Here is a 16,073-nt window from a genome sequence, read left to right on the forward strand (position 1 = left end):
CGTGGGGCCATGCAGGAGGGGACAGGTTCTAAACTGGATTGGAGCAAAACGCTACGGGCGCTTTTTCTGCCAGAGCGCCGGAAGCCGGCGAAAGCGGTGAAGCGCAGCGAGCATTATATCGATTTTTGCTGCACCGCGCCACCGTTAAGAACTTTCCGAATGAACGGCTGCTTTCGGTGTGAAGAATGAATGCAGCCGAGCGGCGGCCGATCTCACGCGGCCGTGCCGTTTTTCAACGACTCGACCAGCTCCACGTACTGCTGCATGGCCGTCTGCGGCGCGGTGCCTTGCAGCGCGGCCCATGCGTCGTACTTGTACTTGCCGACGATATCGGTGAAGCCCGGCTTGTCGCCATGCACGTCGCCGTCGGTGGCCTGCTTGAAGAGTGCGTACAGGCGCAGCAGCGTGAGGTTGCCCGGACGCTCCGGCAGTTGCTTGACGTCTTCCTGGGCCTTCGCGAAGAGAGCGTCCACGTCGCTCATCAGATCCTCCATGCTTGTTTTGAGATAGGGCGTCGATCATAGCAACGGGACGTGTCGCGAAGCTGGAGCGATCCTTCCAAATGCGGGCGGGCACCTCGCCTCGTGTCGCGCGCGTTGGCATCCGGCGACGGCAGGTGGCGCATTACAATAGCGGTCATGACCCAAACCGTGCTGCTTGCCCTCGATACGTCGACCGAATTCTGCTCGGTCGCCTTGCTGTCCGCCGATTCCGCCGATCAAGCCTCATCGGCCGACGCGCGCGCGTCGGCTCCCGCGCCGCGCGTCTGGACCCGCCACGAAGCGACGGGCGCGGTCTCCAGCACGCGGCTTTTGCCGGCCATTCGCGAACTGTTCGACGAAGCAGGCCTTGCGCTCGCCGACTGCGACGCGATCGCGTTCGGTTCGGGGCCGGGTTCCTTCACCGGCTTGCGCACCGCGACGGGCGTGGCGCAGGGCCTCGCGTTCGGGCTGGATTGCCCCGTCGTGCCCATCGGCACGCTGCTCGCCTGCGCGGAGAGTGCGCGGCTGCGCGACCCGTCGGCCGCGCGCGTGCTCGCGGCGCTCGATGCGCGCATGGACGAAGTCTATTGGGCCGACTTTGCGTGGGACGAGCGCACGGGCGAGTGGCGCACGGTGCACGCTGCGTCGCTCGGTTCGCCCGATGCGCTCGCGTTGCCCGATCAGCCCTTCACGCTGGCGGGCAATGCCGCGGCGGCGTTCGGCGAACGTCTGAAGGCGGCCGCGTCCGCGCAGGCCGTCGATCACGAAGCCGTGCCGCACGCGTTGCCCGTCGCGTTTGCCGCGCTGCGCGCATTCCGCGCGGGCCGCACGCTGCCCGCCGATCAGGCCGCGCCCGAGTACATCCGCGACAAGGTTGCGCAGACCACGGAAGAGCGCATGGCGGCGAAGGCGGCGCAGCAGGCGTCGGCGGGACGCGTGGATGGAAGCGCGGATGGAAGCGCAGATGGAAGCGGCGAGGCGGCGCATGCCGCTCGCAACGAGGGCACACGATGAGCGGCGTGCTGCTGGCGGACCGCTACATGTCCCCCATGACAGAGGGCGATCTCGACGAGGTCGCCGCCGTCGAAAAGCTCGCCTACGAATTTCCCTGGAGCCGCGGCAATTTCGAGGACTCGCTGCGCAACGGTTACTTCGGCGTGTGTCTGCGGCACGTGACGGGCACGCTGATCGGCTATTGCGTGCTGATGCCCGTCGTCGACGAGATGCATCTGCTGAACCTGTGCGTCGCGCCCGTCGCGCAGCATGCGGGCGCGGGCCTTGCGCTGCTGCGCGAAGCCGTGCGCATTACGCGCAGCGAAAGGCTCGCGGGGATGCTGCTCGAAGTGCGGCCGTCGAACCATCGCGCGATCAAGCTGTACGAGCGCTTTGGCTTTGCTTCGATTGGCCGGCGCAAGAACTACTATCCGGCGCGTCATCGCAGCCGGGAGGATGCCATCGTGATGCGTTTCAGTTTTGCAAAGGAGGGCGCTGATGGCGCTGCATGAATTCGCGCTGGAAGAACTGGGCCTCGCGCCGATGTGGGTGCGTCGCGGGACGGCTCACGGCGACGATGATTCGCGAGGCTCGCTGTCGCTGGAAAGCGTCGCCGATGCCGATGAGGCTGCGCCTCGCGCAATAGCGGCCGAGGCGCCCTTTAACGTTGACCTTGACGCCGACGCTGACGCGCAACGCAATCCGGCTGTCGCACAGGCGCGAGCCACGTCGGCTGCGGAAAGGGACGAAGTGGCCGCACAGCGCGCGTCGCGAGCCGCAACATCCGCTGCGCCGAACGCGGCGTCATTTGTCGACGACAGCCTGCGCGGCGGCGACCAACCCGTCGTCAGCCGCGCCGACGCCCCGCACGAAGCACGCCAAGAGCCTCTCGAACGAGCGCCACGGCCCGCCGACGCGGACGCCTCAGCGTCATTCGCCGACGACGACTTCGCGTGGTTCGACGATCTTCCCGCCGATCCGCCATCGCCAGCCGAAGCGCGAACGGATGACCCGGCGCAGCCGGGCATCGACATGCTCGACTGGCCCGCGCTCGAAGCGCGCGTCTCCGGCTGCGAGCGCTGCCGTTTGTGCGAGAAGCGCACCAACACGGTGTTCGGCGTCGGCGATCGCGAGGCGGACTGGATGTTGATCGGCGAAGCGCCCGGCGAGAACGAGGACAGGCAGGGCGAGCCGTTCGTCGGCCAGGCGGGCAAGCTGCTCGACAACATGCTGCGCTCGCTCGATCTCGCGCGCGGCACGAATGTGTACATCGCCAACGTCATCAAGTGCCGGCCGCCTGGCAACCGCAATCCGGAGCCGGACGAAGTGGCGCGCTGCGAGCCGTTCCTGCAGCGCCAGGTCGCACTCGTGAAGCCGAAGCTGATCGTCGCGCTTGGCCGCTTCGCCGCGCAGAGCCTGCTGAAAACGGAAGCGAGCATTTCGTCGCTGCGCGGGCGCGTGCATGAATACCAAGGCGTGCCCGTGATCGTCACCTACCATCCCGCGTATCTGCTGCGCAGCCTCGGCGACAAGGCGAAGTCGTGGCAGGACCTGTGCCTTGCCCGCGACACCTGGCGCCGCGCGGACGCGCAAGGGGACACGGCGAAATGATCGACGACGCCGGGTCGACAGCTTCATTCGAGGCGCCATCGACGGCCCGGCTCGACGCGCTCAGCGATGCCGCCGTGCGCGACATCGCGTGGCTGCTGTTCAGTCCCGATCTGTTGCGCGCGCAACCGCCACTCGGCGTGCTCGCGCAGCCGTTCGAATCGCCCGACGAAGCCGCCGCGGCGCTGGACTGGCTCGAAGCACAGGACGCCGATCCTGCTCCTTTGCAACGTTATGTCGCGGCGGCGCGCGTGACACGGCTTGGCCGCTATGCCGAATGCCTGCTCGCGTGGTTTCTGAAGCAGGGGCCCGCCGCCCGGCTCATCGCTGCCAACGTCGCGCTGCGGCGCGCGGGCGTGACGCTCGGCGAGTGCGACTTTCTCGTCGAAACACTCACGGGCCGGCGGCTGCATTGGGAGCTGGCCGTCAAATGCTATCTGCACGCAGGTAACGGCCGCGATGAACGCGCGGATGCAGCGGGCAATGCAGCGGGCAATGCAGTCGGAAATGGCTTGGCGAGTTACGTCGGTCCGAATCTGCAGGACCGCTTCGATCTGAAACTCGCGCATCTGCTCGATCATCAGTTGCGGCTGAGCGCGCGCGAAGAGTTCGCGACACTTGGCCATGCCGGGCCGTGGGACGCGCAGATGTTCGTCAAAGGATGGCTTTTCTATCGCAACGGCGCGAACGAGCGTGATCCCGTCGAAATCGATCCGGCCCATGCGCGCGGCTGGTGGACGACGCGCGCCGACTGGCCGTCGTTTGCGGGCGATCATGCCGATGCGTGGATCGTGCTGCCGAGGCTCGAATGGCTCGCGCCGCGTCTGCGCGATGCGCATCACGCGGCGAGTTTCGTGTCGGCGGATGCGCTCGCGCAGCAGCTCGCGCGTCAAACGGGGCCGACGATGGTCGCGGCCTTCGCCGAGCATCGCGCGGGACAGTGGGCCGAGCGCTCGCGCGGCTTCATCGTGCCCGACGACTGGCCCGAGCGCGCGCAGGCATTCGCGCGTCAGACGACGCACCGGACGTCGCGTCAGCCTTAGGATCGGCGCAGGTCTGCGTGGTCCGTCACCACCATTGATAAAAGTGATGCACGGGGCCGACGCCATGACCGACGTCGAGCCGGCCGCTTTGTTCGAGGGCGCCCGTCAGCCACGCCTTGGCATCGGCCACGGCGCTCGCCAGGCTGTCGCGTTGCGGAATCAGCGCCGCGATCGCCGACGACAGGGAACAGCCCGTCCCATGCGTGTTCTTCACGGGCACGCGCGGCGCGGCGAGGCGCAGCGAGCCGCTGTCCTCGATCAGCCAGTCGGGGCTGTCGGCGGCGGCGAGATGGCCGCCTTTCATCAGCACCGCGCGCGCGCCCAGCTTGCGCAGCGCTTCGCCCTGATCGACCATCTGCGCTTCATCGGCGGCGCTCGACGTGCCCAGCAGCGCGGCCGCTTCGGGCAGGTTGGGCGTTAGCAGATCGGCGAGCGGCAAGAGTTCGCTGCGCAGGGCATCGACGGCTTCGGGCGCAAGCAGCGCATGGTTGCTCTTCGAGATCATCACGGTATCGAGCACGACATGCTTCGGCCGATGTCGGCGCAGCGCATCGGCGACGGCGCGCACGATATCCGCGTTCGCCAGCATGCCGATTTTCACGGCGTCGATGCGGATGTCGTCGAACACGGCGTCGAGTTGCGCCGTGACGAAGCCGGGATCGGGCGTGTGGATCGCCGTGACGCCGCGCGTGTTCTGCGCGGTGAGCGCGGTGATCACGCTCGCGCCGTACGCGCCGAGCGCCGAGAAAGCCTTCAGGTCGGCCTGGATGCCGGCGCCGCCGCCGGAGTCGGAGCCGGCGATCGTCAGGACGTTGGGAATCGGTCGGGTCATGGGAGAGCCTGCAGAGCCTGAAAAGCAAAGGGCGCTTCGCGCGCCCATTGATGAAGACGAAACGGCGCGCGTCAGTGGCGCGCTTCGCCGATCAGCGAAACGGAATCGAATGCGCGCTGGTTCGCCTGATGGCGTCGCATCACGAGCCACATCATCACGCACACGAAGGTGCCGAACAGCACGATCACGATCGCGACGGGCACGTCGAGCCACACCAGCACTGCGTACAGGCACAGCATCACGAGCACGGAGAGGTTTTCGTTGAAGTTCTGCACGGCGATCGAGTGACCCGCCGACAGCAGCACGTGCCCGCGATGCTGCAGCAGCGCATTCATCGGCACGACGAAGAAACCGGACAGCGCGCCGACTATCATCAAGAAGATATAGGCAAAGATCAGATAACCGGGGATATGCAACCTGCCGATATAGATGCCCCAGTGCGACGGAAACAGATGTTTCGTATAGAAGGCCATCAACATCACGGCGATACCCATGATGATGCCGACGGGCAGCACCGACAGCGACTTCTTCAGCGGCACGCGGGCAGCCGCGATCATCGCGCCCGCCGCGACACCCACGGCGACCACGGCCTGCAGGATCGCGCCTTCCGACAGCGACATGCCGAGCGACACCTCCGCCCATTTCAGCACGATGAACTGCAGCGTCGCGCCCGCGCCCCAGAACAGCGTGGTGACAGCGAGTGAAATTTGTCCGAGCTTGTCGCGCCACAGTACGACGAAGCAGTCGGCGAAGTCGGTAATGAGCCTGATCGGGCCGTGTTCCTGGCGCGGATAGCGCGCGCCCGTGTCGGGAATGCGCAAGTTGAAGAGTGCGGCGATCGCGTAGATCAGGATGATGATCAGCATGGCCGCCTCGGCAGGCGTGTGGATCGCCGGGGGCGTGTGCTTGATGATGTGCGACGCGATATGCGGGCTGATCAGCGCGCCGCCGAGCACGGTGCCGAGAATGATCGAGCCGACGGTGGTGCCTTCGATCCACCCGTTCGCGGCGACGAGCCGGTCAGGCGGCAACAGTTCCGTCAGAATGCCGTACTTGGCGGGCGAATAGGCCGCCGCGCCGAAACCGACGATGCCGTACGCAATCAGGGGATGGGCGCCAAACAGCATCGCGAGGCAACCAACCACCTTGATCGTATTGGTCACGAACATCACGCGGCCCTTCGGACGGGAGTCCGCGAAGGCGCCGACAAACGCCGCGAGCACGACGTACGACAGCACAAAAAACAGCTTGAGCAGCGGCGTCATCCAGTTCGGGGCGTGAAGATCTTTCAGCAGTGCAATAGCAGCGATCAGAAGCGCATTGTCGGCCAGCGAGGAAAAAAACTGCGCGGCCATGATGGTGTAAAAACCTTTTTTCATCTGATGCGATGCTTTCCTCGCTGCGGTCTGTCCGCCCCGGCCGTAAGGTGTGCGTCCGGGCTTATTCCGTTCGAAATGGGTTGTGCGCACGGCTTTATATCACGAAAATAGTCGAATCCCGACTAGCAGAATCCTTGATCGCATTGTCACAGCAGCGTCCGGTGTCTTGCAAACGCACTGTAAGCTACTGATTCGACAATGTCTTTACGAAAATATCCCATGCCGCGCCCAGTCTCAGCCACGATCCATACCGCCGCCCTCGCCAATAACCTCGCAGTTGCCCGCCGTTATGCGCCGAAGTCCAAGATCTGGGCCGTCGTCAAGGCCAATGCCTACGGCCACGGGCTTGCGCGGGCGTTTCCGGGCCTGCGCGCGACCGACGGTTTCGGTTTGCTCGACCTCGAAGAAGCGGTGAAGTTGCGGGAATTGGGCTGGGCCGGACCGATTTTGTTGCTCGAAGGCTTTTTCCGGCCGACGGATATCGACGTGATCGACCGCTATAGTCTGACCACGGCGCTCCATTCGGACGAGCAATTGCGCATGCTGGAAATGGCGCGGCTGTCCAAACCCGTCAATATCCAGCTGAAAATGAACAGCGGCATGAACCGGCTCGGTTACGCGCCGGACAAGTTCCGCGCCGCGTGGGAGCGCGCGCGGGCGTGTCAGGGCGTCGGCCAGATCACGTTGATGACCCATTTCTCCGACGCAGACAGCGAGCGCGGCATCACTCATCAGATGGAAGCGTTCGAGCGCGGCGCACAAGGCATCGCGGGCGCGCGCAGCCTCGCCAATTCGGCGGCCACGCTCTGGTATCCGGAATCGCACTTCGACTGGGTGCGCCCCGGCGTCATGCTGTACGGCGCGTCGCCGTCCGGCGCGAGCGCCGCGATCAAGGACACGGGCCTGCAGCCGGCCATGACGCTCTCGTCGGAACTGATCGCCGTGCAGACGCTCTCGGAAGGCGCCACGATCGGCTACGGCTCGATTTACACGGCGCGTGCCGGAATGCGCATCGGCGTTGTCGCGTGCGGCTACGCGGACGGCTATCCGCGCGTGGCGCCGGAAGGCACGCCCGTGATCGTCGACGGCATTCGCACGCGGATCGTCGGGCGCGTGTCGATGGACATGATCACCGTCGATCTCTCGCCGTGTCCGCAGGCCAATGTCGGCACGCGCGTCGAGCTGTGGGGCACGCAACTGCCCGTCGACGACGTCGCGCAGGCCTGCGGCACGATCGGCTACGAGCTGATGTGCGCCGTCGCGCCGCGCGTGCCCGTGCGCGCCGAGTGAGCCGGGTGAGCCGCGGCGACAAGGCTTTGCGACATCTCAAGAACAACGACGCGTGACAAAACAAGTTGGCTAAACAGAAAACGTTGTACACCTGCACGGAATGCGGCGGGCAGGCGCCGAAGTGGCAGGGCCAGTGCCCGTCCTGTCATGCGTGGAACACGCTCGTCGAATCGGTCGCCGAATCGCCTTCCGCGCATCGCTTCCAGGCGCTCGCGAAAAGCCAGCCGGTGCAGCGCCTCGCCGATATTGAAGCGTCGGATGTGCCGCGTTTTTCGACGGGCGTCGGCGAATTCGACCGCGTGCTGGGCGGCGGGCTGGTGGCGGGCGGCGTGGTGCTGATCGGCGGTGATCCGGGCATCGGCAAATCGACGCTGCTGTTGCAGTCGCTCGCAGAAATTGCCAGTGAGCGGCGCGCGCTCTATGTCAGCGGCGAGGAATCGGCCGCGCAGATTGCGTTGCGTGCGCAACGGCTGTCGCTGCTAGAACCGGGCTCGCAGGCAAGCGACCTGCAACTGCTGGCCGAAATCCAGCTGGAGAAAATCCAGGCCACGATCGCCGACGAAAAGCCGGACGTCGCCGTGATCGACTCGATCCAGACCATCTATTCCGAAGCGTTGACGTCGGCGCCCGGCTCGGTCGCGCAGGTCCGCGAATGCGCGGCGCAATTGACGCGCGTCGCCAAGCAGTCGGGCACGGCCATCATCATGGTCGGCCACGTGACGAAAGAGGGCAATCTGGCTGGCCCGCGCGTGCTCGAGCACATCGTCGACACCGTGCTGTACTTCGAAGGCGACACGCACTCGTCGTTCCGACTCGTGCGCGCGTTCAAGAATCGCTTTGGCGCCGTCAACGAACTTGGCGTGTTCGCGATGACGGAGCGCGGTTTGCGCGGCGTCGCCAATCCGTCGGCGCTGTTCCTGTCGCAGCATGAGCAGATCGTGCCCGGCTCGTGCGTGCTGGTCACGCAGGAAGGCACACGGCCGCTGCTGGTCGAAGTGCAGGCGCTCGTCGACACGGCCAATGTGCCCAATCCGCGGCGCCTCGCCGTCGGCCTCGAACAGAACCGGCTCGCGATGCTGCTCGCCGTGCTGCACCGGCACGCAGGCATCGCATGTTTCGATCAGGACGTGTTCCTGAACGCGGTAGGCGGCGTGAAGATCACCGAGCCTGCCGCCGATCTGGCCGTGCTGCTCGCCATTCACTCGTCAATGCGCAACAAGGCGCTGCCAAAGGGCCTGATCGTGTTCGGCGAGGTGGGGCTGGCGGGAGAGATCCGTCCGTCGCCGCGCGGCCAGGAGCGTCTGAAGGAAGCGGCGAAACTGGGCTTCTCGATTGCGTTGATTCCTAAGGCAAACGCACCAAAGCAGCCCATCGACGGTTTGCAGGTGATCGCCGTCGAGCGCATCGAGCAGGCCATCGACCGCATTCGCACGCTCGAATAGTGCCTTTGAGAACGCAGCGGAGTGTGCTGGGATGCAAGGCTTTCTGGCGTAATCCGCTGTAAAGATCTCAACCGAGGCTGTAACCTAACGGACTTTCCTTTTCCTTATCCTCGTGAGATGCAAAGTCACGAGTGGAAAAGGAAGACGTCTTGAAACAGTCTCATGAATCCTCGGGCGAGCTTCTGTCGAATCTGCGCGGCTGCCGGGTGTCCCCGCCAATTGAACGGCCGTGGGGCGGTGGCTGCCGGATCATCGAGTGGATCGATACGACGGGGCAGATTTCCCGGCGCGTGGTCGCGGAGAACGTGACGGCCGACGAGGTACGGGCAACGATCCGCCATCACGTCGAGGGGCGCAAGCATCGCCTGATCGACGACGAACGGGAGCCCCGGCAAACCTTGCCGCGGCGTTAAAGCGCGTGAAGCAGCTTTCCGGGCTGACTGAAAGCTGCGGCGGGGAGTCCGGAACGCGGATCAGGCCGGCTCGCGGCCTTCGGCTTGCTGCGCGAGCAGCGCCTCACGTGCGGCCTCGTTGAAGAGGGGGTGCTGCGCGGCTTCCGCCGCTGTCAGCACGGGCGACACGCAGCAATCGAGCGGCACGAGCAGCGCGCCCCACTCGTCGAGCGTGCGCGTCGCGATCAGATTCGCCATGTCCTTGATCAGTTGCACCGCGTCCGGCCCGGCGATCGCCTGGCCCAGACTCCAGTGGCGCGTCGCCCATTCAGGGCGTTCGAGCGCCATGCACAGCGTTTCCCAGAATTTGAGTTCGAGCGCGCCGACGGCGAGCCATCGTCCGTCGAGCGTGCGGTACAGGTTGTAGCAGGGCACGCCGCCGTTCAGCAGGCTACTGCCGGCGACGGGCGACGTGCCGTCGTTCGCCAGCGCGACTTGCGCGACGACGTTGTGCGCATACGTGCAATGCGCCATCGATACATCGACGAAACGCCCATCGCCGCCTCGCGCGACGGCCCACAAGGCGGCAAGAATCTGGTTCACGGCCGACAGCGCGCCGCCTAGCAGATCGGCAATCTGGAAATTGGGCAGGATGGGCGCGCCGTCGTGCGAGGCGAGCTGGTCGAGCACGCCGGCGTAACCGATGTAGTTCAGATCGTGTCCGGCCATTTGCGCATAAGGGCCATCCGAGCCGTACCCCGAGATCGCGCAATACACGAGTTTCGGATTGATCACGCGCAGCACGTCATAGCCTACACCGAGCCGCTCCATCACGCCCGGACGGAAACTTTCGACGAGCACGTCAGCTTCGCGCGCGAGCGCCATCAGCACCGTGCGCCCGCCTTCCGACTTCAGATCGAGCCGCGTCTCGCGCTTGCCGCGATTGACGAGCCGGTAGAACGCGCCAGGACGGCCCGCCACGCGGTCGGCGCTGCTTTGCATCATCGTGCGCGTCGCGTCGCCCGCGCCGGGCGCTTCGATCTTCAGCACGTCGGCACCCATTTCCGCGAGCCGGAGCGTCGCGACGGGACCGGGTAAGAGGCGCGTCAGATCGAGCACGCGCAGGCCTTTCAGTGCGGCAGTAGACGACAATGCGCAGCCCTCCATCGATTGCTGGCGCGGCCTCGTTTCCCGTGTTCGTGCCTTCGCGAGAAGCGAAGGGCCGTTAGCCGATTTGTTCGAGTTCCTCGTGCGCGTCGAGCCATTCGGCTTCGAGCGTTTCGAGGCGTGCGTTGACATCTGCCTGACGGCGGATCGCTTCCGTCAGCTTTGTTTTCTGCTCGGCCGCATAGCTGGCTGGATCGGCGACGAACGTATCGAGCGTTGCCTTTTCCGCATTCAGCGCGTCCATCTCTTTTTCGATCTTTGCGATCCGGTTCTGCAACGGCTTCTTCAGATGCGCGAGCTTCTGGCGCGTTTCTGCTTCCTGTCGGCGCTGTTCCTTGCGATTGACCGACGCATCGGCGCCCGCGCCGGACGACGGCGCATCGGCTGCTTTCAGCGCGGCGCGCTGTTCAGCCGCGTGCTGCAACAGCCAGTCGCGATAATCGTCGAGATCGCCATCGAACGGCTGCAGCCTGTGCTTCGCGACGAGCATAAACTGGTCCGTGGTCGCACGCAGCAGATGCCGGTCGTGCGACACGAGAATCACCGTGCCTTCGAACTGCGCAAGCGCCATCGTCAATGCGTGGCGCGTTTCGAGGTCGAGGTGGTTGGTCGGCTCGTCGAGCAGCAGCAGATTCGGCTTTTGCCAGATGATCAGTGCGAGCGCGAGACGCGCCTTTTCGCCTCCGGAGAAGGGCGCGATGGCAGCCGTCGCCATGTCCCCCGAGAAGTTGAAGCTGCCGAGGAAGTCGCGCAGTTCCTGTTCGCGCGTGTCGGGCGCGAGGCGCGACAGATGCTGCAGAGGGGAATCATCCGGCCGCAGCGTTTCGAGCTGATGCTGGGCAAAGTAGCCGATCTGCAGCCCCTTGCCCTGGCGCACATGGCCGCCGAGGGCTTCCAGTGTGCCCGCCAGCGTTTTGATGAGCGTCGACTTGCCCTGGCCGTTGGCGCCCAGCAGACCGATGCGCTGACCGTTCTGGATGGACAACGCGACACGCTCGACGATAGGAATCTCGCCGCCGTCTTCCGCGCGATAACCGCAGCGCACGTCCTCCATCACCATCATCGGATTCGGCGCCGAGTCGGGCGCGCGGAACTCGAACGTGAACGGCGACGCGATATGCGCGGGCGCGATCAGTTCCATCTTTTCGAGCGCCTTCATGCGGCTCTGTGCCTGGCGCGCCTTGGTCGCTTTTGCCTTGAAGCGGTCGACGAAGCTCTGCAGATGCTCGATGGTCTTGCGCTGCTTTTCGTATGCGCTCTGCTGCAACGCCAACTGCTGCGCGCGCAGCACCTCGAATTGCGAGTAATTGCCGCCGTACCGCTTGATCTGCTGGTTCTCGAGATGCAGCGTAACATTGCACACCGAATCGAGAAATTCGCGGTCGTGCGAGATCACGACCAGCGTGCCGGGATAACGATGCAGCCAGTCTTCGAGCCAGACAATTGCGTCGAGGTCCAGGTGATTGGTCGGTTCGTCGAGCAGCAGTAGATCTGAGCGGCACATCAGCGCTTGTGCGAGATTCAGGCGCATGCGCCAGCCGCCTGAAAAACTGCCGACGCTCGCGCGCGTCTGGTCGAGCGTGAAGCCGAGGCCGAGCAGCAGCGCTTCGGCGCGCGCGGGCGCCGTGTAGCCGTCGGCGTCGGCGAAGGCGGCGTGCGCTTCGGCTTCCGCGGCGCCGTCGTGCGCGGCCGAAGCCGTCGCGATGCGCGCTTCGATCTCGCGCAAGGCGGCGTCGCCGTCCAGCGTGTAGTCGAGCGCCGTCTTGTCGACGGCGGGTGTCTCCTGCGCGACGTGCGCGACCTGCCACGACGGCGGCATCGAGAAGTCGCCGCCGTCGGCGTGCAGTTCGCCGAGCAGCACGGAGAACAAGGTCGATTTGCCCGCGCCGTTCGCGCCCACGAGGCCGGCTTTCTCGCCGGGATTGAGCGCGAACGTGGTCTGTTCGAAAAGCGGCTTTGTGCCGCGCGCGAGACTGAACTGGTTGAAGCGGATCACAGCAGGGCCGGCTCGAGGAAAATCGCTATTTTAGACTGTGCGGCGCACGCCCAGCATCGGCCGATCGGCCAGGTGGCGCGCGCGGTCGGCGTCAGTAGACTAACAACATTCATGGAGGGCAGCAGATGGCAACGGACAAGTCTTCGATTTACTCCTTTTCGGCGCGCGCACTGGGCGGCGAACCCGTCAGTCTGGACCGCTACAACGGCAAGGTGCTGCTCATCGTCAACACGGCGAGCGAATGCGGCTTCACGCCGCAATACGCAGGCTTGCAGAAGCTGCACGAGCAATACGCGGCGCGCGGGCTGCAGGTGCTGGGCTTTCCGTGCAACCAGTTCGGCAAGCAGGAACCGGGCGATGCGGCGCAGATCGGCGCGTTTTGCGAGAAGAACTACGGCGTGACGTTCCAGATGTTCGACAAGATCGACGTGAACGGTTCGGACGCGCATCCCCTCTTCAAGTTTCTGAAAGACGAGGCGCCTGGCGTGCTCGGACTCGAAGCGATCAAATGGAACTTCACGAAGTTTCTCGTCGATCGCAACGGCAAGGTGGTCAAGCGCTACGCGCCGACCACGAAGCCCGAAACGATCACGGGAGACATCGAGGCGCTGCTTTAAGCCTGTGCGGTGCCGCGGGTGCCACGGAAATGGCGCGAACAACTGCGCGTTAAAGGGTTGGCGCGAACGGCCGCGCACCAGATGATCGGCGCAAACAGCCGCGCGTTAAGGGATCGGCGCAAACAGCCGCGCGTTAAGGGATCGGCGCAAACAGCCGCGCATTAAAGGATCGGCGCAAACAGCCGCGCATTAAAGGATCGGCGCAAACAGCCGCGCCACGTGCATCACGACGCGCCGCAGCGCCGGCGCGGTGCGATATTCGCTGCGGTCGATCTCGAACGATTGAGCGAAGTCGCGTAGCAGCATCTGCTCGACCTCGCCGGCGAAGCCTTGATCGACTGTCAGCACCATGATCTCGAAGTTCAGGCGAAACGACCGGTTGTCGAGATTCGCGCTGCCCACAGCGGCGGCGACGTCGTCGATCAGCACCACTTTCTGATGCAAAAACCCCGGCCGGTAGCGGAAGATTCGCACGCCCGCACGGATCGAGTCGTACGCATACAGCTTCGACGCCTCGAACACCACGCGATGATCGCGCCGACTCGGAATCAGAATGCGGACGTCGACGCCGCGCAGCGCCGCCAGCCGCAGCGCCGCGAATACCGCCTCGTCGGGCACGAGGTACGGCGTTGTGATCCAGATGCGCTCGCGCGCCGCGTTGATCGCCTCGACGAAAAAGAGCGAGCAGGTTTCCTGCTTGTCCGCAGGGCCTGTCGGTACGACAAGGCAGTGCATGTCGTCGCCCGTCGTGACAGGCGGCGACTCGAACTGCGGCAGTTCCTGCGTCGCCCAGTACCAGTCTTCCGTGAACACGAACTGAATGCTGGCGACAGCCGGCCCGCGCACCTCGATGTGCGTGTCGCGCCACGGCGAAAGGGGCGGCTTGCCACCCAGATACTCGACGCCGACGTTGTGACCGCCGACAAACGCCCGCTCGCCGTCCACAACGACGATCTTGCGGTGATTGCGGAAGTTGAGCTGGAAACGGTTGACGAACTTGCGGTTGGTCGCGAACGGATGCATCTGCACGCCGCCCGCGAGCAGCGACGCGACATAGCGGTGCGGCAGGTCGAAGCTGCCGATGCTGTCGTACAGCACATAGACGCGCACGCCCAGCGCCGCCTTCGCGAGCAGTGCGTCCTTCAGCATTTCGCCGAGCGCGTCGGCGCGCACGATGAAGAACTGCACGATCACATAGCTGCGGGCGTTTTCGATCGCGTCGAGTATTGCCGCGAAGGTTGCTTCGCCGTCGACGAGCGTGCGCACGCTGTTGCCCGGCAGGAACGGCATGCCTCCGAGGCGCGTCAATGAGCGCACGAAGTTGTGCCCGAGCTCTTCCGTCGGACGGCCTTGCGATGACGCCTCGGTGTCCCATTCCGGCGGATGGGCGCGGGTGCGCAGCGTCTCGTTTTCCAGGCGGCGCGCATCCGCGTAGCCCGCGAACTTGCTGCGGCCGAGAAACAGATACGGAACCAGCGTCAGATAAGGCATCGCGACGAGCGACACCGCCCACGCGATCGCCCCTTGCGACGTGCGGGTATGCAGGATGGCATGACATGCGGCGATCACGCCCAGCGCATGGGCGAGAAACACGAGCGTGCCGACGTGGAGCAGATCGAATTGCATAAGCTTGCGAGCGATGTACGCCGCGTTGCGCGTGATTGACTTCGTGGCTGCACTCGTCGAGTGCGGGATTCGATTGCCAGGTTAAGGCGGCTCGACTGCCAGGTTAAGGCGGCGCGGTCGCGCTCATCTTACCGAATGCGTTTGCGTTGCGGTCGGCGGGCCGCCAGCTCGCGTCCGGCATGTTGCGCGATTCGATGCTGCCGCAAGCAGATTGCACGGCCCAGAAGCACACAACGCACGCGGCCCGGACGGGCGGCGTGCGTTGTGCGATGCGGCGGCGGGCGCATTGACGCACTGACGCGCTGGCGTCAGCGTCAATTGCTGGGCAGGTCGCTTGCCTGAATCAGGAAGACGTTGTCGTCGCCGGCGCTGGTCGACATCCAGACGAGGTCGAGGCCGCCGAAGGCCGCTTCGACATGCGCGCGCTCGTTGCCGATCTCCACGACGAGCACGCCGTCGTCCGTCAGCCACTTGCGCGCGTCGGCGATGATGCGGCGCACGATATCCATGCCGTCCGCTCCGCCCGCGAGCGCCATTTCGGGCTCGTGCTTGTACTCGGCGGGCAGCGATTTCATCGATTCCGCGTTGACGTACGGCGGATTCGTGATGATCACGTCGTAGCGGCGCTCGGGCAGCGGCGCGTAGAGATCGCCCTCGAACAGCGCAATGCGCTCGTCGAGCCCGTATTCGTGAACGTTCTGTGCGGCCACTTCGAGCGCGGCGGACGACAGGTCGACAGCATCGACGTCGGCGTTCGGGAACGCGTGCGCGGCGAGAATCGCGAGGCAGCCGGAGCCCGTGCACAGTTCGAGCACCGCGCCGACCTGTTCGGGGTCTTCGACATACGGCTGCAAGCCGTCCTGCAGCAATTCGCCGATGAACGAACGCGGCACGATCACGCGCTCGTCCACGTGAAAGCGGTAGCCGTGCATCCACGCTTCCTGCGTGATGTACGCGGCGGGCACGCGGTCCGCCGCGCGCCGCTCGACCACCTTCAGCACCGAATCGATTTCTTCGGACGTGAGACGCGCATCGAGGAACGGTTCGAGCAGGTCGATGGGCAGATGCAGCGTATGCAGCACGAGATAGGCGGCTTCGTCATAGGCGTTCGACGAGCCGTGGCCGAATGCCAGCCGGGCCTGGTTGAAACGCGACACGGCATAGCGCAGCACATCGCGAACCGTGGAAAACGGATGAGTCATGGTC

At 65.1% G+C, this 16,073-nt stretch carries 15 protein-coding genes; 8 read left to right on the forward strand and 7 right to left on the reverse strand.

The window, feature by feature from the left end; genetic code table 11:
* Positions 1-212 precede the first annotated feature (212 nt).
* Complete coding sequence (locus tag H3V53_RS28015; RefSeq protein ID WP_336600693.1) at positions 213-482, reverse strand: acyl-CoA-binding protein; 270 nt, start codon at positions 480-482, stop codon at positions 213-215.
* A 156-nt stretch (positions 483-638) separates the two neighbouring features.
* Here H3V53_RS28015 and tsaB point away from each other — a divergent pair, with 156 nt between their 5' ends.
* From tsaB to H3V53_RS28035, 4 genes are read left to right on the forward strand one after another with little or no spacing between them, the layout of a single operon-like run.
* A complete protein-coding gene (gene tsaB, locus H3V53_RS28020) occupies positions 639-1,496 on the forward strand; it encodes a tRNA (adenosine(37)-N6)-threonylcarbamoyltransferase complex dimerization subunit type 1 TsaB (protein WP_336600694.1) in 858 nt (285 codons plus the stop codon).
* A complete protein-coding gene (rimI, locus tag H3V53_RS28025) occupies positions 1,493-1,987 on the forward strand; it encodes a ribosomal protein S18-alanine N-acetyltransferase (protein WP_054926629.1) in 495 nt (164 codons plus the stop codon). Before tsaB ends, rimI begins: the two co-directional genes overlap by 4 nt.
* Positions 1,974-3,086 carry a uracil-DNA glycosylase gene (locus H3V53_RS28030; RefSeq protein WP_336600695.1) on the forward strand — a complete coding sequence of 371 codons (1,113 nt, stop codon included), beginning with the start codon at positions 1,974-1,976 and terminating at the stop codon, positions 3,084-3,086. The genes rimI and H3V53_RS28030 overlap by 14 nt, the downstream gene beginning before the upstream one ends.
* The gene (locus H3V53_RS28035; RefSeq protein ID WP_336600696.1) at positions 3,083-4,126 is read left to right on the forward strand and encodes a DUF1853 family protein; all 1,044 of its coding nucleotides are present in this window, start codon (positions 3,083-3,085) and stop codon (positions 4,124-4,126) included. The genes H3V53_RS28030 and H3V53_RS28035 overlap by 4 nt, the downstream gene beginning before the upstream one ends.
* Before the next feature lie 25 nt (positions 4,127-4,151).
* Here the strand turns inward: H3V53_RS28035 and thiD are convergent, their stop codons facing one another.
* Entirely contained in the window at positions 4,152-4,958 is an 807-nt protein-coding gene (gene thiD / locus H3V53_RS28040; RefSeq protein ID WP_054926627.1) for a bifunctional hydroxymethylpyrimidine kinase/phosphomethylpyrimidine kinase, read from the reverse strand.
* Positions 4,959-5,029: 71 nt separating this feature from the next.
* On the reverse strand, positions 5,030-6,337 hold the full coding sequence (gene lplT / locus H3V53_RS28045) for a lysophospholipid transporter LplT (protein ID WP_336600697.1): 1,308 nt from the start codon (positions 6,335-6,337) through the stop codon (positions 5,030-5,032).
* A 219-nt stretch (positions 6,338-6,556) separates the two neighbouring features.
* On the opposite strand from lplT, the gene alr reads away from it, so the two are divergent.
* The 3 genes from alr to H3V53_RS28060 all read left to right on the forward strand — a co-directional run bounded on the left by alr (position 6,557) and on the right by H3V53_RS28060 (position 9,482).
* Complete coding sequence (gene alr / locus H3V53_RS28050; protein WP_054926625.1) at positions 6,557-7,627, forward strand: alanine racemase; 1,071 nt, start codon at positions 6,557-6,559, stop codon at positions 7,625-7,627.
* A 65-nt stretch (positions 7,628-7,692) separates the two neighbouring features.
* On the forward strand, positions 7,693-9,069 hold the full coding sequence (radA, locus tag H3V53_RS28055) for a DNA repair protein RadA (RefSeq protein ID WP_054926624.1): 1,377 nt from the start codon (positions 7,693-7,695) through the stop codon (positions 9,067-9,069).
* Positions 9,070-9,218: 149 nt separating this feature from the next.
* Positions 9,219-9,482 (forward strand): DUF2866 domain-containing protein, encoded by a 264-nt coding sequence (locus H3V53_RS28060; RefSeq protein ID WP_336600698.1) that lies wholly within the window; start codon positions 9,219-9,221, stop codon positions 9,480-9,482.
* A 60-nt stretch (positions 9,483-9,542) separates the two neighbouring features.
* Here H3V53_RS28060 and H3V53_RS28065 read toward each other — a convergent pair whose 3' ends face one another.
* Both H3V53_RS28065 and H3V53_RS28070 read right to left on the reverse strand, forming a co-directional pair.
* The gene (locus tag H3V53_RS28065) at positions 9,543-10,628 is read right to left on the reverse strand and encodes a CaiB/BaiF CoA transferase family protein (protein ID WP_336600699.1); all 1,086 of its coding nucleotides are present in this window, start codon (positions 10,626-10,628) and stop codon (positions 9,543-9,545) included.
* 58 nt (positions 10,629-10,686) lie between these two features.
* Complete coding sequence (locus tag H3V53_RS28070; RefSeq protein ID WP_336600700.1) at positions 10,687-12,624, reverse strand: ATP-binding cassette domain-containing protein; 1,938 nt, start codon at positions 12,622-12,624, stop codon at positions 10,687-10,689.
* Positions 12,625-12,749: 125 nt separating this feature from the next.
* Here H3V53_RS28070 and H3V53_RS28075 point away from each other — a divergent pair, with 125 nt between their 5' ends.
* Positions 12,750-13,241, forward strand: coding sequence for a glutathione peroxidase (locus H3V53_RS28075; RefSeq protein WP_336600701.1), 492 nt, complete (start codon positions 12,750-12,752; stop codon positions 13,239-13,241).
* 189 nt (positions 13,242-13,430) lie between these two features.
* Here the strand turns inward: H3V53_RS28075 and cls are convergent, their stop codons facing one another.
* Entirely contained in the window at positions 13,431-14,867 is a 1,437-nt protein-coding gene (gene cls / locus H3V53_RS28080; RefSeq protein ID WP_336600702.1) for a cardiolipin synthase, read from the reverse strand.
* Between the two features lie 314 nt (positions 14,868-15,181).
* The gene (gene prmB, locus H3V53_RS28085) at positions 15,182-16,069 is read right to left on the reverse strand and encodes a 50S ribosomal protein L3 N(5)-glutamine methyltransferase (RefSeq protein WP_336600703.1); all 888 of its coding nucleotides are present in this window, start codon (positions 16,067-16,069) and stop codon (positions 15,182-15,184) included.
* Positions 16,070-16,073: the final 4 nt, after the last annotated feature.

The sequence above is a fragment of the Paraburkholderia bengalensis genome (assembly GCF_037126505.1).
GTDB classification, from domain to species: domain Bacteria; phylum Pseudomonadota; class Gammaproteobacteria; order Burkholderiales; family Burkholderiaceae; genus Paraburkholderia; species Paraburkholderia bengalensis.